The sequence below is a fragment of the Ensifer sp. Root278 genome (assembly GCF_001429285.1).
Taxonomy (GTDB): domain Bacteria; phylum Pseudomonadota; class Alphaproteobacteria; order Rhizobiales; family Rhizobiaceae; genus Ensifer.
The window spans coordinates 17021-36302 of the sequence record NZ_LMJJ01000043.1 but is presented as its reverse complement, the minus strand read 5'-3'; the positions used below and the strand labels follow the sequence as shown (position 1 = coordinate 36302).

Annotated in this window: 15 protein-coding genes; 10 read left to right on the top strand and 5 right to left on the bottom strand. The window is 59.8% G+C overall.

Going from position 1 to position 19282, the window contains the following annotated elements; translation table 11 throughout:
• Positions 1–767: 767 nt before the first annotated feature.
• The 4 genes from ASE60_RS36115 to ASE60_RS35335 form a co-directional block, all read right to left on the bottom strand.
• Positions 768–890, bottom strand: coding sequence for a hypothetical protein (locus ASE60_RS36115; RefSeq protein WP_280137729.1), 123 nt, complete (start codon positions 888–890; stop codon positions 768–770).
• Positions 891–1229: 339 nt separating this feature from the next.
• On the bottom strand, positions 1230–2168 hold the full coding sequence (locus ASE60_RS29385; RefSeq protein WP_057255138.1) for a DUF3618 domain-containing protein: 939 nt from the start codon (positions 2166–2168) through the stop codon (positions 1230–1232).
• Positions 2165–2584: a phage holin family protein gene (locus tag ASE60_RS29380; protein ID WP_057255137.1), complete on the bottom strand. Its 420-nt coding sequence runs from the start codon at positions 2582–2584 to the stop codon at positions 2165–2167. The genes ASE60_RS29385 and ASE60_RS29380 overlap by 4 nt, the downstream gene beginning before the upstream one ends.
• Positions 2577–3314: a nutrient deprivation-induced protein gene (locus tag ASE60_RS35335; protein ID WP_156414746.1), complete on the bottom strand. Its 738-nt coding sequence runs from the start codon at positions 3312–3314 to the stop codon at positions 2577–2579. The genes ASE60_RS29380 and ASE60_RS35335 overlap by 8 nt, the downstream gene beginning before the upstream one ends.
• 1568 nt (positions 3315–4882) lie before the next feature.
• On the opposite strand from ASE60_RS35335, the gene ASE60_RS29365 reads away from it, so the two are divergent.
• The 10 genes from ASE60_RS29365 (at position 4883) to ASE60_RS29315 (ending at position 17809) form a co-directional block, all read left to right on the top strand.
• Positions 4883–5143 carry a hypothetical protein gene (locus ASE60_RS29365; protein WP_057255135.1) on the top strand — a complete coding sequence of 87 codons (261 nt, stop codon included), beginning with the start codon at positions 4883–4885 and terminating at the stop codon, positions 5141–5143.
• A 619-nt stretch (positions 5144–5762) separates the two neighbouring features.
• On the top strand, positions 5763–6266 hold the full coding sequence (locus ASE60_RS35330; protein WP_200964212.1) for a hypothetical protein: 504 nt from the start codon (positions 5763–5765) through the stop codon (positions 6264–6266).
• Positions 6267–7657: 1391 nt separating this feature from the next.
• The gene (locus ASE60_RS29350) at positions 7658–10651 is read left to right on the top strand and encodes a molybdopterin-dependent oxidoreductase (RefSeq protein WP_057255133.1); all 2994 of its coding nucleotides are present in this window, start codon (positions 7658–7660) and stop codon (positions 10649–10651) included.
• The gene (locus ASE60_RS29345) at positions 10648–11523 is read left to right on the top strand and encodes a 4Fe-4S dicluster domain-containing protein (RefSeq protein ID WP_057255132.1); all 876 of its coding nucleotides are present in this window, start codon (positions 10648–10650) and stop codon (positions 11521–11523) included. Before ASE60_RS29350 ends, ASE60_RS29345 begins: the two co-directional genes overlap by 4 nt.
• On the top strand, positions 11516–12157 hold the full coding sequence (locus ASE60_RS29340) for a TetR family transcriptional regulator (RefSeq protein WP_244495731.1): 642 nt from the start codon (positions 11516–11518) through the stop codon (positions 12155–12157). Before ASE60_RS29345 ends, ASE60_RS29340 begins: the two co-directional genes overlap by 8 nt.
• Before the next feature lie 172 nt (positions 12158–12329).
• A complete protein-coding gene (locus ASE60_RS29335; protein WP_244495730.1) occupies positions 12330–14291 on the top strand; it encodes an acyl-CoA synthetase in 1962 nt (653 codons plus the stop codon).
• 106 nt (positions 14292–14397) lie between these two features.
• Positions 14398–14832, top strand: a complete 435-nt coding sequence (locus ASE60_RS29330) for a VOC family protein (protein WP_057255130.1) — start codon at positions 14398–14400, stop codon at positions 14830–14832.
• Positions 14829–15506 (top strand): VOC family protein, encoded by a 678-nt coding sequence (locus tag ASE60_RS29325; RefSeq protein WP_057255129.1) that lies wholly within the window; start codon positions 14829–14831, stop codon positions 15504–15506. Before ASE60_RS29330 ends, ASE60_RS29325 begins: the two co-directional genes overlap by 4 nt.
• 24 nt (positions 15507–15530) lie before the next feature.
• Positions 15531–16541 carry a fumarylacetoacetate hydrolase family protein gene (locus ASE60_RS29320; protein WP_244495729.1) on the top strand — a complete coding sequence of 337 codons (1011 nt, stop codon included), beginning with the start codon at positions 15531–15533 and terminating at the stop codon, positions 16539–16541.
• Between the two features lie 203 nt (positions 16542–16744).
• A complete protein-coding gene (locus ASE60_RS29315; RefSeq protein ID WP_057255127.1) occupies positions 16745–17809 on the top strand; it encodes an outer membrane protein transport protein in 1065 nt (354 codons plus the stop codon).
• Positions 17810–17982: 173 nt separating this feature from the next.
• Here ASE60_RS29315 and ASE60_RS29310 read toward each other — a convergent pair whose 3' ends face one another.
• On the bottom strand, positions 17983–19281 hold the full coding sequence (locus tag ASE60_RS29310) for an alpha/beta hydrolase (protein WP_244495728.1): 1299 nt from the start codon (positions 19279–19281) through the stop codon (positions 17983–17985).
• Position 19282 lies beyond the last annotated feature (1 nt).

Sequence of the window (19282 nt, the reverse complement as noted above, 5' to 3'; positions counted from 1 at the left end):
GGCGCCGCCGCGTCATCGAAGGGCGTCGTCACCCCGCTACTCCGTATTAAACAGAAGCTCATGAAGGCCTGCCACGGCTTGGAAGTCGAGATGGTCAAGTGAGCAACGCCGAACTGTTTCGCAAGATGCCGAGGCCGGCGCGCCGGCGGAAGAGATCGCGCTTGCGTGTCGATGCCGGCATGGACGAGATCTCTGCGGGTTGGACGGCACTCCAAGTTCAAGAACAACACGCGCGACAGGCCCTCAACATTGCGAACGATGAGCAGAAGAGTACCGACTGGGTAAGCGCGACCACCCAGGGACCGCGGTCTAGGGGTGGTCGCGACACGTAAAAGCTCTACTGAGCAGGCGTCGTAGTTGAAGGTTGCGTCGTAGACGGCTGCGCAGTCGACGGTGTCGTTGTTGACGGCTCCGTAGTGGACGGTGTGGTCGTCGACGGTTGGGTGGTTGACGGCTCAGCGGTCGACGGTGCTGTTGTAGATGGCGTGGTCGTCGACGGTTGAGATGTCGTCGGCTCAGTCGTGGTCGCAGGCGGTGTTGCGGTCTCCGGGGTCGTTTCCTTCTTTGGCATTAGAAGGACGACGAGGATGATGACCACCACGGCAAGAATTATTCCAAGGACGGTATTTCGGCTCATGCTTGGCTCCTCTTGGATGCATCCGACTCGCGAATTGTATCACGGCAACCAAAACCGGAGATGAACAGGTAAACTGGGCGAGGGCGAAGTCCGCGTCGCAAGCGATCGCTTCGGCCTTTTTGTTGGGCGTTTAATCTTCCGAAAGTTGCTCTGCCGTCGCTGCGACCTCGGAATTACCGAACGTGCCCTCGACATACTTGAAAACAAGTATGCTCATGATCGAGGCGACAATTGCAATCACGACTATACGCATGCGGCTGTTCCGGTGGTCGTTGGCGATCTACGACGGGCAGCAACGACACGGGAAATAGGGTTTATTCTCTAATGCTCATCGAACGGTATGAGAACGCCATGGCTACGAAAATGGTATCCTGGCCCGTTTGGATCTGAGGAATATTTGGGCCGCCTGTGCACTCCGGCGACGGTTGCCCCAGGAGTGTGAGCAGTACGAGTTGAGCGTTGCCGGTTCGAATGTCGGCGCTTCTTCGCTTCCATGGTCGCTTCGGTCATGTCTCCTGACCACGGCGGCCGCTTGCAGCAGCACCTATCTCGTCATCATCGAAATGGGCCGGCCGGATGACCCGGTCGGGCGTCATCCATTAGGCGTCTCGCCTGGTGTCGTTCTGCGGGTCTCGTCCAAGGCTCCTTTGGCACCTTCGATCGCTCCTTCTGCGGCGGCATCGGCCGTAGCCGCGAGATGGTCGCGCACGCGGTCCGAGGCCGCGCCGGCGGTAACATCCTCCAGCGCCGTTGCAGGCAGCGCTGCTCCAATGGCTGCACCGATCGCAAACGCAAGCGCGCCGCCAACGAGAGGCTGGTCGCGAAAGTTCTTGAGGATGGCAGCGTTCAGCTGTGCTCCTTGAGTCTGAGCAATCTGGCGGACGCCGCGAGCACTGTCCGCCGCCGATCGGCCGGCTTCTGCAATCGTATCGGAAATGCCGCTTGCTGCGCTCTTCATCTCTCGCCAGGTAGCCGACCCCCAGCCGGAGGCTTCGTCGAACAACCTTCCCGTTTCATCACGGATGTCCTCGATCGGTGATCCGGATGCGTCGGTGAAGCCGCGATAGACGGCGCCACTCGGATCCACGAAATGACCGGCCCTGTGGCCGGCCGCATCGGTTCGGGCGCGAAAGCGACTGCCTCCCTGATCTTCGAAATGGCTGTATCGTTCGCCAAAACTTGCCTCGACCGGCCCAACACGCCGAAGACTGCCGTTCACGAAAGCGAGTGGATAGTTGTCTACACCGTTATCGGGGGCCGAAGCTTGAGGTGCACGGGACGCAGGATCCGCCAGCAGCCACGCAAGGCCGATGCCCGTCAGGGCTACCGGAATGGGGTTCGACTTCATCGCGCCGCCGAGATTCTTGAGAAATTCTGCTCCTCCGCTCCTCCTCGCATAGGCAAGAAACTCATCCATCAGTTCGCCAGGCGACATCCGTTCCTGGATAGCGTGAAGCTTTTCTTCGATCCTTTGGCGATCGGCTTCGATCTCGCGCTGCAACTGAGCAGACGAATGCGTGTCCACGGTCATCGTACTGTCTCCTTCGCCACTTCGAGGTCACGGTGGAGGGACGCCGTCGTTTTGTCGAAGCGCACGCTGCGGTTTCCGAGCCCGGCGAGGCTACGCGAGATCATCACCCATGCGAGAAGACCCACGACGAGACCGACGACGACCGCTGATAGGGCATCAGCGTTCGCCTCCTGCATTCCTTGCGCAATGAGGAAGGCGCCGAGCCCTTGCACGACCGCGCCCAAGAGTACACCAACGGCCGCTATTGCGAAGATAAGCCCAACGACAAACGTCTCGATGCTGCCGATAGCCCGATTTAGGTTCTCGCCTGCCTCGGCCTTCGCGAGATCGATTTCCTTTCGGAAAAGCCCGGATATGTCTGTCACCAATCCTGTCATGAGGTCGGATAAGGAGCGGTCATCACGAGGGTCAAGCATCGCGCAATTCCTTTTCAAAGTCCCAGTCGCCTTCCTTGCGGTGTGTCGCAGCGGAATTCGGTTGGGCAACATTCGGGGTGATGTGGGACCGTTCGGCCGAGGCAGACAGGAATCGGCTTGCCGCCAGTCCAGCAATTGCTGCGATTCCGAGAAAGGCGAGAGGCTGCTTTCTCCCGAAATCTTCTGCCATAGCCGCTATTTCGCCCAGTTCTCGGTTTTCACAATCGCGCGCCAGCCGTCCGATTGAATTCCCAATTTGCTGTGTGTAGCGCCCAAGCGCCGGTTGCTCCGACTGGCGAAGTTCGGATCCGACCTTTTCCACGGCGCTTGCTAAACCGCGCAGTTGGCGGGCCAGCGCGCTCTTTTCGTCATCCACGGCCCGCATTGCGGCTCTTTTCGCTTGATTGACTTGATCATCACCGGGTGAGCTTTCATCAGCCTGGCTTTCATCCAGCCACTCGGCAGAACGATTTCCAAGACCTTCCCGGTATCGACCGCGCTCCTCGGACGGTGAGAAACTTTGTTGTTGCTGGGGTCTGCGGTCCTTTGGGTCGTCGATCATTTGCGCCTCCTCTTGGTCAGGCGCGAGCCCGATCCATTGAGCTTCAAACCAGCGAATTTGATCCTTGTTCCTTTGATATCGGCGCAGTCCGGATTGCTCGACGAACCAGACTTCAAGGAGCTGTAAACCCTCGGTTCCTAGTGACTTGAACAGGCGCGATAGCTTCAATGTGGTACCCGCCTGCGGGAGCTTGGCGTGGAGCGAGGAGGGTCCGCCCGCACCTACCAACCGGGACGCTGCCCTACGTCTCGCGGTGGGCAGGAATTGCCAACGAGTGGCTACTTGACTCGTTGTTGCGTGAGGGCGCTACCGGGTGGCGCCAGTCTTTCTGCCTGCTTGGGTGTGACCGCTGCAGCCAAGGTAGGTTCGGGCGGCGGTCGGCTGTCCCTTCCCGAATGGAAGATGGGGGAGCCTCCTCCGGGGGTGGAAGCTCCCCGGGGCTGTGTGCGACTACAAGATCAGCCCACAACTCATCCATTCTGGGTAAAAAAAGGCCCCGATGAAGCGGGACCTGAGGTGAACCAGCGCCCGGCTTTCGCTAGCCGGTCGAGAATTGCGAGCATTAACGACCTCGGTGGGCCCCACATCTAACGGGGACACTAATGGCAGGCGGGGCCCAGAGGCGCCTCGATCGGGTCGAAGATCGAGAACATATCCAAACCTAGGGCGGCGGAAAAGGTTCCGCCATGGGACCTCAGTCCCAGACGGCCAGCGCAAAGGTCTTAGGTTCGTTGTCGCACCCTACCGTCGCGTTAGTTTTCTTCTTAGCCCAAGCAGCACAGCCCTTAACTGCCTTGGGCGGGCAACGGCGCCGGAGCGCCCCTTGCAGTCAGCAGGGACCAGCTTTGATGTCGTTGCCCAATTGAAGGATTGAGGATTTGCGAATGTACGAACGACACACTTACGGAACGCCACAGAGGAAGTTTACGACGGCCCTCCCAATCGGAGTAATGCTTCTATCAATGGCGGTAATCGCTGCTTACCTGCTGGTCGGGGGCGCTTTGAGCGACGGCGGCCGTCCGATCGCCACTGTCCTTCCGAAGCTCTCCGTGGCCACTTCGCGATAGCAGCCGGTCCGGCAAGGCTCTTGGGCGGGGTGGCGTCCCCATCTACCGACCCCGCAGCTTAAGAGCACGAGTCTGGAACATCAAAGAGCTGAGTCTGGAATGTACAGTGAGCAACCAGCAATAAATCCGAAGAGCTGCAACCGTGCCCTGAGGTGGTCAATCGCTTTGGCGTCGGGCCAACCATCGAGCGAAAGTGACGTTCCTCGGGGCGAGAACACATGGTCGTGATCTGACCTGCCGCCGGTCTCCTTCCTGATACGCCCGATGTAGCCGACACTGTTGCTGTCCAGTTCGGTGCGAGGCCGTTGGCAGCGAGGTTGATTGGGTCGATCTTGCGTTCAAAGGTGGGCTCGCAGGACACGGAAACAAGTGGTTGACGCAGAGGTTCCCGCCCCTCGCGGCCATGGCAGTTAATCCCTTTGGATTCCGGATAGCCACTTCGAGTTAAGGAGCTACTCCGTGACCACCCATTTGCTGTAACGACCTAAGTCCCAGCCGGTCCGCCAATGGTCTGAGGTCAATTGTCGCGTATTTCGATTACGGCATATTCTGATTCAACCAGGGCGTCTTCGCCTCAGCGCCAAGGTCTCTTAAGCGGCTCCAGAGCCGCCCGCCCGTCCGGGCCGCTGTGGGCCACTGGAAAATCAATGAGGCTGCTTGGGTGAAGCAATGAAGAACGTAACTCTACCGATAATCGCCCCTCCAACCCGCCGAACCAAATACGAACAGAGCAGCGATGAATGCCAAGAAGCCCTCAGAGAGGCGTTCGGGGTGTTCGTCGATTATTGTACGGCAGCGGGCTGGTCTGATGATGACGTCGCCATAGCGTTGATCCAAATCGCTGACGAGCACCTCTGCTCTCTTGCTATCTTGGCTGACTTCTCCGCCGTTGTGGACCAGACCACAGGAGCTGAACTGGCAAAATTCTAGCAAGTCCCCGTCCCAATCAACTCCGCGCTCCAGGGTCCATCCCACACGTGGCCCATGCCCCGAAATCTTGCTAGCACTTTTGCGCCCAGCGACCACTCGGCGCCTCGGCCTACCTCACTTCAGATCCCACATCGGGAGGAAACCAGCATGAGCAAAGCCCTCTGACGCGCCTGATGAGCGAGGGCGAAATTCCTGCATTCGTCGGACGTGATCGAGGCTGGGTGTGACACCAGCGCTGTGAGGCACGATAAGTATGTGATTGGCGATGACGACGAACAGGACGTCGCGATCGAAGAGCTCAACTGCATTGGAGAGAAGTACGGCAACCGCAATCTACAGAAACTGGAGATTGACGCCCATTTGCGGTCGATCGGGAGGTTTGTGGATACCACTTGGCCGAAAACGCGACACTCGCGCGTACTCGAGCAGCCCCGCCGTCGAGTAACTGACGCGCCACAATAACGACCGCTCCGATCCGTTATGAGCGGCCTCAATCACCCTTTTTGGCTATCTTGTCGGATTGATTAGCCGATATTATTTTTTCTTCACACTCGATTTTCGAAACTACGGGGCTCCGGCGAAGGGAACCTCGCGCCGCCCCTGGGAAAGGAGGTCGCGCATGCATTCCCTGCCTAGATCGATGGCGCTTCTCCCTCACGAAATGAACGAGATCGATCGGATCTTCCAAGACATCCTGCGCGAACGCGGGCTGTCGCGAGATTGTGAGACGGCAGAAGTGATCGCAAGACGCATTCTCAGTTGTTACCAGAGAGGCATTCGAGAGAGCGGCGCCCTGAAATACATGACCGGTTTCGACAAAAGATCGGTGGCGCCAGCGAACGCTGAAGCGCTCATCCACGGTAATCCGGAAGTCTCGATGCAGGAGATCGCAGGAGAGCCATCCGTCCAGATAAGTCCGGACGATGTTGATATGCTTCAACGAACATTCGATCGGGTGTGCATCTGGTGCAGCATTCCACGCTACGGAAAGCGCGCTCAAATGTTGGCCCGGAATATCATCGAGCAATTCCGCAACGGGGTGAGCGATGAGGCTGCGCTGTTCGAGAGCGCCATGTGGCAGGAGCAGCACTCCGACGTTGCTCAGTATCGGCCGGACGCATAGGGAACATTCGCATCGGTGACCGTTCTTTGCTTTGCCGATGATCCACGACGCCGGATGATCGACCGGGCTCCGAGGAGCAGCCTATGTCCACGGAGCCTGCCAGGTACACGCTTGCCCTTTCGGGGCCATTCTTTTTGGCTCGCTCCCTGCCGGCAGGAACCTTTCCGCCGTATGCGCGTTTCTCGCGTGTCTTGGTCCCGACACCCCCGCTCGGGATCACATGGCAGGCTTCACCAAATCCCCGGAGTGAAGTCCGAAGGTAGCCTCTGGCCTCGTCACCCCGACGGGGCCATTTCTTTTAAGGAACCATTCCGAGAACACGCGCGTTGTTAGGCTCGCCAATGATCCAAAATCCCTCCGGATCAAGGTAGAGCTCCATCGACGTTCGGGCGGAGGTGGGGCTCTTCTATTGCAACTTGCGGGAACACATTCCAGCGGCGCTCCGAATAACTACAACTTCTGAAATATGCGCGAACGGTTGTGGAACGCTCGCGGCACGAAAGAGGTCCACGCAGCTTTCCCTAACCCAAGTGGATGAGGAACATAGGCGAACGCCCAGCTCATCCATGCTGGGTAAAAAAACGCCCCGCCGAAGCGGTACCGGTGAGGTGAACAGCGCCCGGCTTTCGCTAGCCGGTCGAGAATTGCGAGCATCAGGGACCTCGGTAGGCCCACCTCTAGCGGGGACACTGATGGCAGGTGGGCCCTACAGGCGTCTCGATCACGGGGACCGAGCACCTATTCTCAACATAGGGCCGACAAAATGTTCCTCCATGGGGACTTAGGTCCCGTCAGCTCGGCGTCACGGCCTCGAAACGTCAGGGCGATCCTTCCCGCGCTGGGCTCCAGCGGTTTGTCGGCAGAACCGGAAGGCACTTGAGCTATCTGGGTCCCCGGGGGGCTTGGGTCTGGCCCACGCGGTTCCCGACGATACGTTATGCGATCCTAGAGGCATACAACGAGAACAGGAATCCCCTTACCGCACCGCGGAACACAGGACGATCACAGGGCGCCGCTCGGATTCGTAGAGGGTTTCCTCGACCCGCCCTTCAATGCGGCGGCAAACTTCCAGCACTTTGTGCGCATCCCCCGACCCTCCTCCAATGCCATGAATTGGAACCGTCGATTGCTGGGCTCGGGCTGTAGCGACGCGGGCGTATCTTTGGCCTGCTCACGCCTTCATCCCTCCACCGCCGCTCGACCCTCATTTTGGAATTGACTAATTAGTCATTGTGATTTTATAGTCAATATTGAGGAATGGGAGTTGGAGGAGAGCGATCAATGGACGTGCAAGCCTCGCGCGATGTCGCGATCAGGCCGTTTTTCCATGCCGTCGAAACCGAACATTTCGACTGGCGGACCGCATCGATATGGTAGCCATAAGATCCAGAGTGAACCGGCAGGTTCTCCGAACTATCCTCTTTGCCCTGCCGAAGGTGCTCAACCACACGGCGTCCCGGGCTCCCGCATTTGCGGAGCGGCTGAAACAGCACGACGTCACCGCGTGGATCGGCCTGCAGGACGGCAGCATCGGCCGCATCGTGGAAATCCGAGGCGGCAAATTCCGCTCCCGTCCGGGCACGGCGGCCGAGGGCGAAGTGGTCATGTCCTTCAAGGACGTGGCGACCGCCTTGAAACTCTTGCTACCCAATCGCGATCAGGGTGAGATCATCCACGCGGCCAAGAACTTTAAGGTGGTGACCACCGGGCCCGATGAACTGATTGTCTGGTTCACGCAGACTCTCAACATGAGCGAGACCGCCGGCGTGGCCATGGGGATGCCCATGCCCGATGGCAGCCATCGCTTCACCACCTGCACCAACGGCGGTCCCCTGTTCGTCTATGTCAAGGATGGACGCATTCTGCGGGTTACGCCGATCGAGTTCGACGATACCGACCCGGCCACCTGGGTGATCGAGGCTCGCGGCCGCAAATTCAGTCCGCCTCGGCGGGCGCTGGTAGCGCCGCACGCCTTGACGATGAAATCCCTCGTCTATTCGGACAAGCGTATCCTCTACCCGATGAAGCGGGTGGATTTCGATCCCAATGGCGAACGCAATCCCCAGAACCGCGGCAAATCCGGCTACGTGCGGATCAGTTGGGATGAGGCGCTGGACATCGTTGCCACGGAGATCAATCGGCAGAAGCGCGTCCACGGGCCCGGTTCCATCACGTTCCCGATGTCGTCCCACCACCAGTGGGGCAATGTGGGCTATTACCTGAGCTCGCTGATGCGCTTCGCCAACTTGAACGGATTCACCCGGGTCGCGGCCAATCCGGACAGTTGGGAAGGCTGGTACTGGGGCGCAATGCATCATTTCGGCAATTCAATGCGGGTCGGCGTGCCTGCGGGCTATGGCGGGGTCGAGGATTGCCTGAAGGAAGCCGAGATGATCGTCTTCTGGTCCTGCGATCCCGAAAGCACCAATGGAGCCTATGCGGGGTTTGAGGGCACGACACGTCGTCTATGGGCCAAGGAACTCGGCATTGAGTTCGTGCATATCGACCCGCATTGCAATCCGACAGCCCAGTTGCTGGGCGGACGCTGGTTTCCCGTCCGGCCGCAGACCGACGCGGCCCTGGCCCAGGCCATCATGTATGTTTGGGTCACGGAACGCCTCTATGACGAGGAATACGTCGCGACCCGCACCACCGGCTTCGACGAATGGAAGGCGTACCTGCTGGGCGAAACCGATGGCGTTCCGAAGACTCCTGAATGGCAGGAGGCCGAGACCGGCATACCTGCCAGGGACGTGCGCGCCCTGGCCCGCAAGTGGGGCGGCAGGAAGGTCTATCTAGCTGTTGGCATGACCGGCACGGGGTTCGGCGGCGCAGGCCGCGGCGCGACCGGAGCCCAGTGGGCTCGCTGCATGATCATGATGATGGCCATGCAGGGCTGGGGCAAGCCGGGCGTCAATTTCGGCGGTCTCCAGATCGGGGTCCCGCACGACCTGCATTTCTATTTTCCGGGCTATGCGGATGGAGGGATTTCCGGCGACCTGGCGTGGACCGGCAATGCGGTCAACAATTATCAGCGCATGCCCCACATCCTGACGATGAATCCCGTCAAGCAGATGGTGCCGCGCCAGCAACTGCCCGACGCGATCATCACCGGTCACGCCACCGGCTATCTCTGGGACGGCATGGCCCAAGAGGCCCAGTTTGCGCCTTTCAGCTATCCTATGCCGGGCTACTCGCCGATACACATGATCTACCGCTACGGCGGATCGTCCCTCAGCACCGTAACTCGATCGGGACGCTGGGTGGACGCCTATCGGCACGAGAGCATCGAGTTTGTGGTGAACCAGTCCATCTGGATGGAGGGCGAGGCCCAGTTTGCCGATGTCATCCTGCCGGCCTGCACTTCGCTGGAGCGCTGGGACATCGGCGAATGGGCGAATTCCGGAGGCTACGCCCATCACGGCGTCAACGTGGTCAACCATCGCGTCATCACCCTCCAGCATAAGTGCATCGAGCCCTTGGGCGAGTCGAAGTCCGACTACGACATATTCACAGCCATCCTGACCCGGCTGGGCCTGGGCGCCGTCTTCAGCGAAGGCTGCAGCGAACTCGACTGGGTCAAGCGGGTGTTCGATTCGTCAGATCTGCCCGGCGAAATTTCCTGGAAGAAATTCTGTCGCAAAGGTTACTACGTCGTGCCGCCCGAAAAGCCGGAACTGCGCCAGCCCGTCGACATGCGCTGGTTCGCCGAGGGCAGGCGCAAGGATCTGCCGGAACCACTTCCGATGCCATCCCAGTATGCCGAAGAGTTCGGCATGGGCCTGCAAACGCCGAGCGGCAAACTCGAATTCGTGCCCGAGATCCTCAAGCGGAACACGGCGGACAATCCGGATCGGCCACCGATCAATCACTACATTCCCTCCTGGGAAGGGCGGAGCACCACCGAGCTGACGGAGCGCTATCCGCTGCAGATGATCGCCACACATAGCCGCTACAGCTTCCACACCAGCATGGATGGCAAGAACAGCGCGGTTAATCAGGTGGAGGACCATCGTGCCTTGGTTGCAGGCCATCGCTTCTGGTTGCTGCGGATCAACCCGGCCGATGCCGCCACCCGCGGCATTGGTCATCGTGACCTGGTGAAAATCTTCAACGATCGCGGAGCCGTGATCTGCGCCGCCGACATTTCGGCCCTGGTGACCCCGGGCGTCGTCAAGTCCTATGAGGCCAGCGCCGAGTTCCAGCTTATCGAAGTTGAAGGAGAGACCGTAGAGGTCGGCGGCTGCTTGAACATCCTTACCCCGGACCGGTCGCAGACCCGCGGAACCAGCAGCATGGCTCCCAATTCCTGCCTTGTGCAAATCGAGAAGTGGCAGAACGCGGACGCCTTCAAGATGGCTGCGCGGCGTAGGAGGAAGTCTTGAGCAAATGGAATCTGATCATCAACGTCGGCCGCTGCGAGAACTGCCACAATTGCGTGATCGCGGACCGGGACGAACATGTCGGCAACGACTTTCCGGGCTACGCGGCGCCGGCTGCTGCAGTGGGAGAGAGTCCGATCCGCATCCTGCGCCGCGTACAGGGCAGTGCGCCGATGGTGGAGACCACCTATTTGCCAGTGATGTGCAACCACTGCGATGACGCGCCCTGCATGCGATATGCGGGCGACGCCATCCGCAAACGCGACGACGGTATCGTTATCATTGATCCAGAGAAGGCTAAGGGCCGCAAGGACATTCTCGGCTCGTGCCCGTACCGGGCAATCGTCTGGAACGAGGAGCAGCAGGTGCCGCAGACCTGGATCTTTGATGCCCACCTGCTCGATCAGGGCTGGCAGCGGCCTCGCTGCCAGCAGAGTTGTCCGACGGACGTCTTCGAGGCGGTGAAACTAGATGACGCCGCTATGGAGCTAAAGGCGGCCACCGAGGGGCTCAAGGTGCAAAAGCCCGAGCTCGGAACCAAACCCCGCATCTGGTACCGGGGTCTGGAACGGTGGGAGACATGCTTCATAGGCGGCAGCGTCAGCGCCGACATCGCCGGGGCGGTGGAATGTCTCGAAGGGGCGGAGGTAACCCTATCCCAGGCAGGCAAGTGTCTCGCGAGAGCCACGACGAACAGCTTCGGCGATTTTGGCTTCGACGGTTTGCGGGGTGACGGAAGCACATATCGTGTCGAAGTGTCCCATGCCCATGGCAGCGTCTGGCGCGACTGCGTCCTGTCCGAGAGCGTCTATCTGGGCGAACTGAGGTTGGCCCGTCCCGGCGCCGCAGATTCGCGGGGGGGCGCCGATGCTTGAGAGTGATAACTGCCGCTCGGGCATGCCCCACCGGCGAACAAGCCGGCAGGAGAACCGGGAAACGAATGTTGCCCGTATTCTAAGCGCGGCAGAGAAATTGTGCGCTCTCTATGGTTCCAGGAAAACGAACGTGTGCGACATCGCCAGCTACCTCAAGATGTCGCCAGCAAACGTCTATCGTTTTTTCTCTTCCAAAGTGGCGATATATGACAGGCTTGTTACGCGGGTGCTCGAAGACAATTTTCCCGTCATCCAACTCGGCTCCGGAACCCTTACGAGTGCCGAAACGCTCCGAGAGTTCATTCTGGGGCTGCATGGAGGGGCCCTTGCTCTCATGCGGGATGAGGACAAAATATTCGAGCTGCTCACGATCGCCGATGATGAGCGCTGGCCCGCTTTCGAGGCACACGCACAACGCGTTAAGGGCATCGTCGCTGAACTTGTCGAACAGGGTGTTGATGCACAGGAATTTCGACAACAGGACAGTGTTCGGGCCGCTGAATGCCTTTGCGCGTCAACTGCGGCACTCTGGGAGCCCAAAGCGATAAAGAATTTCAATCTCAGGCACCCGCTCATCACGCCCGAAGTCCTGATTTCCTTCAGTGTTGCGGCCCTCCGGAAGGGTCCTTCTTAAGGCTGGCGATGATTGCCGGCACCAGTCTCGCTGCAGTGCCATTGGTGCTGCAGGGCCATAGGACCTGGGCGGATGGCGGCTCCGACGCTGCGGAGTTCGTGCTCCAGGCACTTGAGATCGAGCCGGAGGAAGCTCGTCGCATCGCTAATTGGGAGTTGCCGCCGGTGTCCAAGTGAGCCGGCGCAGACCTACAGGGAGGAAGATCACTATGCTCGCAAAAACCCATGGCGGCGTCAGTCGCCCCATTGCCACATTGCCCGATGTTGAGGCATTCGAGCAAATCCCTTTGCCGGAGCGTAACCTCCCGGCAAGCACCTATGAGATGCTTGCGCACGGCGCCGCTGTCGCGCCGGATCAGCTTGCCCTGTCCTTCTTTCTGCGCTCTGAAAACTTCCGTGATCCCGTCGTCTGGACGCACGCCGAGCTCCTCGCTGACATCACGAGGACAGCCAATGCCCTGCGGCGGCTGGGCATCGGTCGCGACGACGTCGTGGCCTTCGTGCTGCCCAATCTGCCCGAAGCGCATTTCGTGATCTGGGGTGGCGAGGCGGCGGGCATCACCTTCGCGATCAATCCGCTGCTTGAATCGGGACAGATCTGCGAGCTCCTCATTGCCGGGAAAGCAAAATGGCTCGTCACACTGGCCCCCTTTCCGGGAACAGACATCTGGCAGAAGGCGATCAAGGCCGCGGCGAATGTACCGGATTTGCAGGGAATTCTGACCGTCAGTTTTGAACCGTATTTCCGCGGCACCACCGAGGAAGCCACGGAGGTACGCTCACAGGCTCGGGATGTCGGCGGCCTTTCTATCCCCGTTCTCAGCCTGCGTCAGGAAATTGCCGGGGAACGCGGCGACGGGTTGACCTTCGAGATGCCCAATCCCGGAGATATCTCTTCATACTTCTGCACGGGCGGCACAACCGGACTGCCCAAGATCGCCGCGCGCACCCATTTGTCGGAGGTGTTCGACGCCTGGTCCACCCAAGCCTTTATCGGGAGTGTGTTCGCACCGGGCAAGGCGATCTTCTGCGGCCTGCCGCTCTTCCACGTCAATGGACAGTTGGTGACAGGCCTCATCCCGTGGTCGCAAGGCGGGCATGTCGTCATGGGCACGCCGCACGGCTATCGCGGAGAGGGAGTTATTCCGTCCTTTTGGGAGATCGTCGAACACTATCGTGTCGTGGCCTTCTCGGGCGTTCCGACTGTATACTCGGCACTGATGCAGGTGCCGGTCGGCGGCCGCGACATTTCGAGCGTCGGCTACGGTTTTTGCGGCGCGGCTCCGATGCCCGTGGAACTGTTCCGCACTTTCGAAGAGACGATTGGAATCCGCATTCTGGAGGCCTACGGCCTGACGGAAGGCGCCTGTGTTTCCAGCGTCAACCCGCCGGAAGGCGAGCGGCGTGTCGGTTCGATCGGCCTACGCCTCCCCTACCAGCAAATGGCAGTGGTCAGACTCGACGATTCGGGCTTCACCGGGTTCGCCGGGACGGACGAGGTCGGCGTGCTCGCGATCCGCGGGCCGAATGTCTTTGCCGGTTACATCAATGCCGAACACAACAAGGGCCTCTGGCTTGAGATTGACGGCGAGCGCTGGCTGAACACCGGCGATCTCGCCCGCCAGGACACTGACGGCTACTTCTGGCTGACCGGTCGCAAGAAGGAGCTCATTATCCGGGGCGGGCATAACATCGATCCGAAGCTGATCGAAAATGCCGTGCAAGATCACCCGGCGGTACAGCTTGCCGCAGCGGTGGGAAGACCCGATGAGCGCGCGGGAGAACTGCCGGTGCTCTACGTCCAATTGAAGCCCGGGACGACCGCAACGGAGGCGGATCTGCTTGCCCATGCCGTCGGCCGTATTCCCGAGCGCGCTGCGCACCCCAAATCCGTCCGGATTCTGCCCACGCTCCCCGTCACACCCGTCGGCAAGCTCTTCAAGCCAGCGTTGTCGATGCTGGAGATCGAGGATGTCGTCCTTCAGGAGGCGGCGTCGTCCGGCGTGAAGCTCGAATCGCTTTCGGTCATTCAAGACGCCCGGCTCGGGCTGCTTGCAAGAATTACAGCAGAGGGCGATCCACGCCTATTGCGCGAAAAACTGGGCCACTACGCCTTTAAGGCGCAATTCCTCTGAACACTCGCGAGAAGAAAAGGAAGCCAGTCATGGCGATCAATTTTGCCCTTTCCGAGATCGGGGCGCCAGCACTCTCATGGGCAAACCAGCAGTCAGGAAACCAGTCATGAACGCTCCAACTCGAATCCTCGTCACCCACCTTCAACACCACGTCTTCTACGTTACCGACCTGGAACGCTCAAAGGCTTTCTATATCAAGGTCTTCGACCTGCAGTTCTCCGCTCTCAACCATCCCGACAGCAGCGCCGCGATGCGTTTGTCGCAGCAGGAAATGCATTTCTTCTCATTCGGCTTCCACCATCACGACATCTGCCTGGTGAAGCATCACAAGCTGAAGATGGACAACAATTCCATGCTCCACTTCACGCTAGCCGTGAAGGACGCAGAGGCATTCGACGAGATCAGACGCCGCGCACGAGACATGGACTTACCGATCCGCGAGGGGCGCATGCTCGCCTCCGCGCGCCCTGTATCGCGTGCTTTTTGCCTCCAGGACCCAGACAGGCACTGGATCGAGATCATTGAGGAGCCCAGCAGATGAGCAATACCGCATTCGTTCCCCCGAACGTCCTGCCCCCATTCAAGCTACGCTTCGCAGGCCTCCTGAAGCGGAAATGGTTTCGCGAAATGGTGCTGTTGTGGCCGACGCTGACGAAGCGGCGGTTCTCCAACAAGACTGAGGACTACGGCGTCTTCAAGCCTTCGCTCGTTTCTCATATCGGACAGCTCTCCATCTATGTGCGCGACATCGCGCGAAGCCGGGCCTGGTACGAGAAAGTTGCCGGCATGATCCATAGCCGCACCTGCGAGCTGGAGCCGCATCCGTTCAAGGAAGGGTGGCGCATTCGCTGCTGCTACATGAGTGCAACTGACCACGAGGAATGCCTCGTGCTCGTCGAGGAATACGATCCTTCAGGCAGGATTACCGTACCTTCGGGCATGAGCTTCTTCCATTTCGCGCTCGAGGTGAAAGGAAACCAACTGGAGGATGTCCTGGCCTTTGCCAAGCAACAGCAGGCCGACGGATTCCAGTTGAACTACGGTCCAGTCCGCCACAACAGCGAACCGCCTTTGGGCGACGGCGAGACCGGCGGAAACGTGGCCTGCTATCTCTACGACCCCGACTGGCACAATGTCGAATTCTGCGGGGCAATGGACACGATCGAGAACTATCGCGAGCGATACGGGGAGCTCAAGGGCAAGGACCGCGCCTAACGCCGCGCCGACCTTCAAAGTGCTGTGAGCGGAGATTCGAGCCGCTTTCCAAGCGGCCCCCTCAAAAAAGGAAATGAAATGGTTGTTAAAGTGACCCGATTTGCGATCGGTGGAGAACCCTTGTGGGGAATTTTGGATGGAGAAGAGATCGCACCCCTCGAAGGCACCTTCGTCTCGACTGCCGACATCCTGCGCCTTCCTCCCACTGAGCTCAAGGCGCGGGCAGGCGCTGAACGTTTCCCGATCAACTCGGCAACCATTCTGAGCCCCGTCACAGCGCCGGCGCAGATCGTTTGCCAGGGTCTGAATTATGCAGATCACGCGGATCAATCGGGGCATGCGTCACGCCAGAAGAACCTGCTCTTCATGAAGGCCGCCTCCTCGCTATCCGGAGCGTTCGATCCCGTCATCCGGCCGACAGGATGTCAGATGCTCGACTACGAAGTGGAACTTGGGCTTGTCCTGAAGCGACCACTAACTGCGGGCGACCACGTCACCCGAGAGACCCTCGGCGATTTCATCGGCGGACTCGTCTTGTGCAACGACATATCAGCCCGCGACGTCATGTTCGGTGAAGCCTTCTTGCAGTGGTTCCGCGGCAAAAGCGCCCGGACCTTCTGCCCTTGTGGTCCGTGGCTGGTCATTCCCGAAGCGGACGAGGTGGCGGATCTGCTCGACAGGATTGAGATCCGTCTCTGGCTGAACGACGAACTGCGGCAGTCGGCCCATTCCCGGGACTTCGTCTTTCGCCCGGAAACCTGCCTCAACGACATTGCGTCTCTAATGGACCTGGCTGCGGGCGATCTGGTCCTGACCGGGACGCCGGGCGGCGTGATCCTGCAAGCGAGCGCCCCCCTCGCCCAAATCCTGACGACCAAGCTCTTCAAGGATTCGGAGCGGAAGGAAGCGATCATCCAGGAGGCGACCGCGCACGCACGTTACCTCGCACCGGGCGACATAATGCGTGCCGAAATGCGCACCGATGACAGCGCGGTCGATTTTGGCGGGCAATTGCTCGCAATCGTGGACGCGTGATCTCGGCGAGACCAGGACGCGCACGCCGTGGCCGCCCGCACCACAGTCTAATCGGCGGAGGTGTGAAGGGCTCGGGTGTCACCTTCTGGTCTAGCCCCTTGACCTGGAGCAGCCGGCAACACGCAGGGCTGCAGGCAAAGAGAGCAATGCGCATTTCCTTGGCTTTGCGGAAAAGCGACACGTCTCGGAGGAGGGAGACCCGCATGAAAGCTATTAATTTGTCGACCGGATTGTTCAGCTGTCTTTTGGTCACACCGGCGATGGGAGGAGGCTTCGATCTCCTGGGGCAGCCGAATGAAGCCCTTTTCGAGACGGGACGCTACGTCGAATTCGGGATCGGCTTTGGCAGTCCGAACGTGGGGGGACAAATCATTGCCGTCGGGCCCCCGTTTGCTTCCGGCGATACGGCGCCCTCGGTCCCATTCTACAATGGCGCCTTCAAGGCCGATATCAACGAACAATTCTCAGGAGCGGTCATCGTAGACAATCCGTATGGGCGCAGAGTCGAGTACGATAGCGGGCCGCTGTCCGGCCTGTCGGGAAAAGTCGAGTCGATCGCAGTCACAGGTTTGCTGCGTTACAAGCTCACGGATCGTTTCAGCGTCTTCGGCGGACCCAGACTGCAACGTATGGGTGGCGACACCGATATCTCAGTTTTCGCAGGCGGCGTGCCCGCCGGTATTGGCAACGTCACCTTTGACGACACCTGGGCGGCGGGCTACGTGGTTGGGGCGGCCTTTGAAATCCCGGAAAGCCATGTCCGGATCGCAGTCACGTACAATTCCGCGATCGACTACGATTTCGACACGTCCGGTGCCTATCAAGGGACCACGGATGTCGAGACCCCGCAATCGGTCAACGTCCATCTCCAGGCGCCGATCAGCCTTTCCACGTTGCTCTTCGCGACAGTTCGCTGGGCCGATTGGAGCGAACACACGATCAATCCGCCGGGCTACCCTTTGGGATCACTCGTCCACTTCAACGACACGACGACCTACACGCTCGGCGTGGCACAGATGTTCAGTGAACAATGGTCGGGTTTCACAACTCTGACATATGAACCCTCGACCGACGTATCGGCTGAAGGGCCGCTCGACGCAACCGACGGTTTGTGGGGCGCCACGCTTGGGGCGATCTATACGAAGGACGGGATGAAAATAACCACCGCTATCAGCTACCACCAGTTCGGTGATGCGTCGGGTTCATTCGGAAATTTTACGGACAACGATCTCGTCAGCGCCGCCGTCAAAGTGGGGTATTCGTTTTGATCCTCGCCGCCGGAAACGGCGTCGCAGATCGACGTCACCTTCTGCTGGGAGCGAGTTTCTGCAGGCTTCTATGCCGCAGATCGACTGGATGATCTCGACGGTGCGCGCTAAGGGGCGCCAAACATGAATGGAGGCAGCTAGGCAGAAAACAGGTCTGCCAGGCAGACCTGTCGTCAATACGCGATCCTTCCATCCACGATCTGCCCGCTCGAGGAAGAAAGTTCGCGTTTCAAGACTTCGCGCGCATCGCCGCTGATGACCGATACCGGAGCCGCAACGGCCACGCGGGCTGCCGACCCGGCGAAATTGGCGGCGGCTACTCCCACGCGATCCGCGAACGTCTCCTCGCCGCCCGAAATCGATTGGCCGGCCAGACGCCGGCCGAGCAGACGCACGATCTCGGGACTGTCAGCAAAGGCATTGTGGCCAAGCGGGTCGTTTGACGCAATGGCGCTTGTGTCGATGACTGACACGCCCAACTCCTCGAGCGCAGCGGCATAGGGTCTGAGATCGGATCCTCCGACGCGGTCAACTCCGCCCGACAGAAAGCCCGAAACCTCGAGCGCCTTGTCACGTGTGGATGTCAGAATCGCAAAATGCGGCCGCTTTGGTCCCATTTCGATAAACTGCCGGCGAAACACATCGATGTCGATGTCCGGCGATGCAAGGATGACATTCTTGATTTTGGCCGGGATCGATTTTTCGCGCATGGCAACACCGCGCAGTGCCTCCGCCGCGAGCCAGGTCCCCATCGAATGCGCGAGAATCGTCACTTCGTCGACATCGGGGCTTCGGGTGGCCTGAAGGATCAGGTCCTCCAAGGCTCGCCGCGAGTAGTTGGCACTCTCCTTGTCATAGAGGTAGTCGAAAACGCGAGCCCGCGATGGCCAGGCGAAGAGTATAGGTGCCGCATCGGTGCCCGAGTCGTGTACGATCTGGGCGAAGCGAAAGACGGCGTCGGCATAAGTGTTGTTAAAGCCATGAACAAAGATGAGCACCTGCCGCTTGGCGTTCCGATTCTTGCGAAACCATGCGAGAGCCTGCCCTTCCGTCGCAACCTTGCCGACTTCAAGGACTGCAAACTCCTTTTCCGGATTCGGCGGAACGCGTGAGGGCCACTGCACCTCGCCGATCTTGCGGTTTCGATCCGGAGGAATGGAGACGGTGAGGTTATTCAGCGAGATCGCCGTTCCACGCTCGCCCGAATAGAGGCGGCCGGGATCGTCGGATGGCCTTCGCGTCGTTGCCACCAGCATGCTCACCCGGCTGGCGTCGTTGGCTGCCACCTGATGAGGCTGAAGGACGTTCTCCACCCGGGTCGCGCAGCCGGTTATGACGACGGACACTATCACTAGCGCGGGGAGCACCTGTCGAGGCTTTGTTCGATGTGTCGTGAGGATCGGCCGCTTGCGGCCGATCCATTGCAAAGCGCAAATGCTGCGCGGGCGGTCGGGAGGCGTTGAACCGGTCATG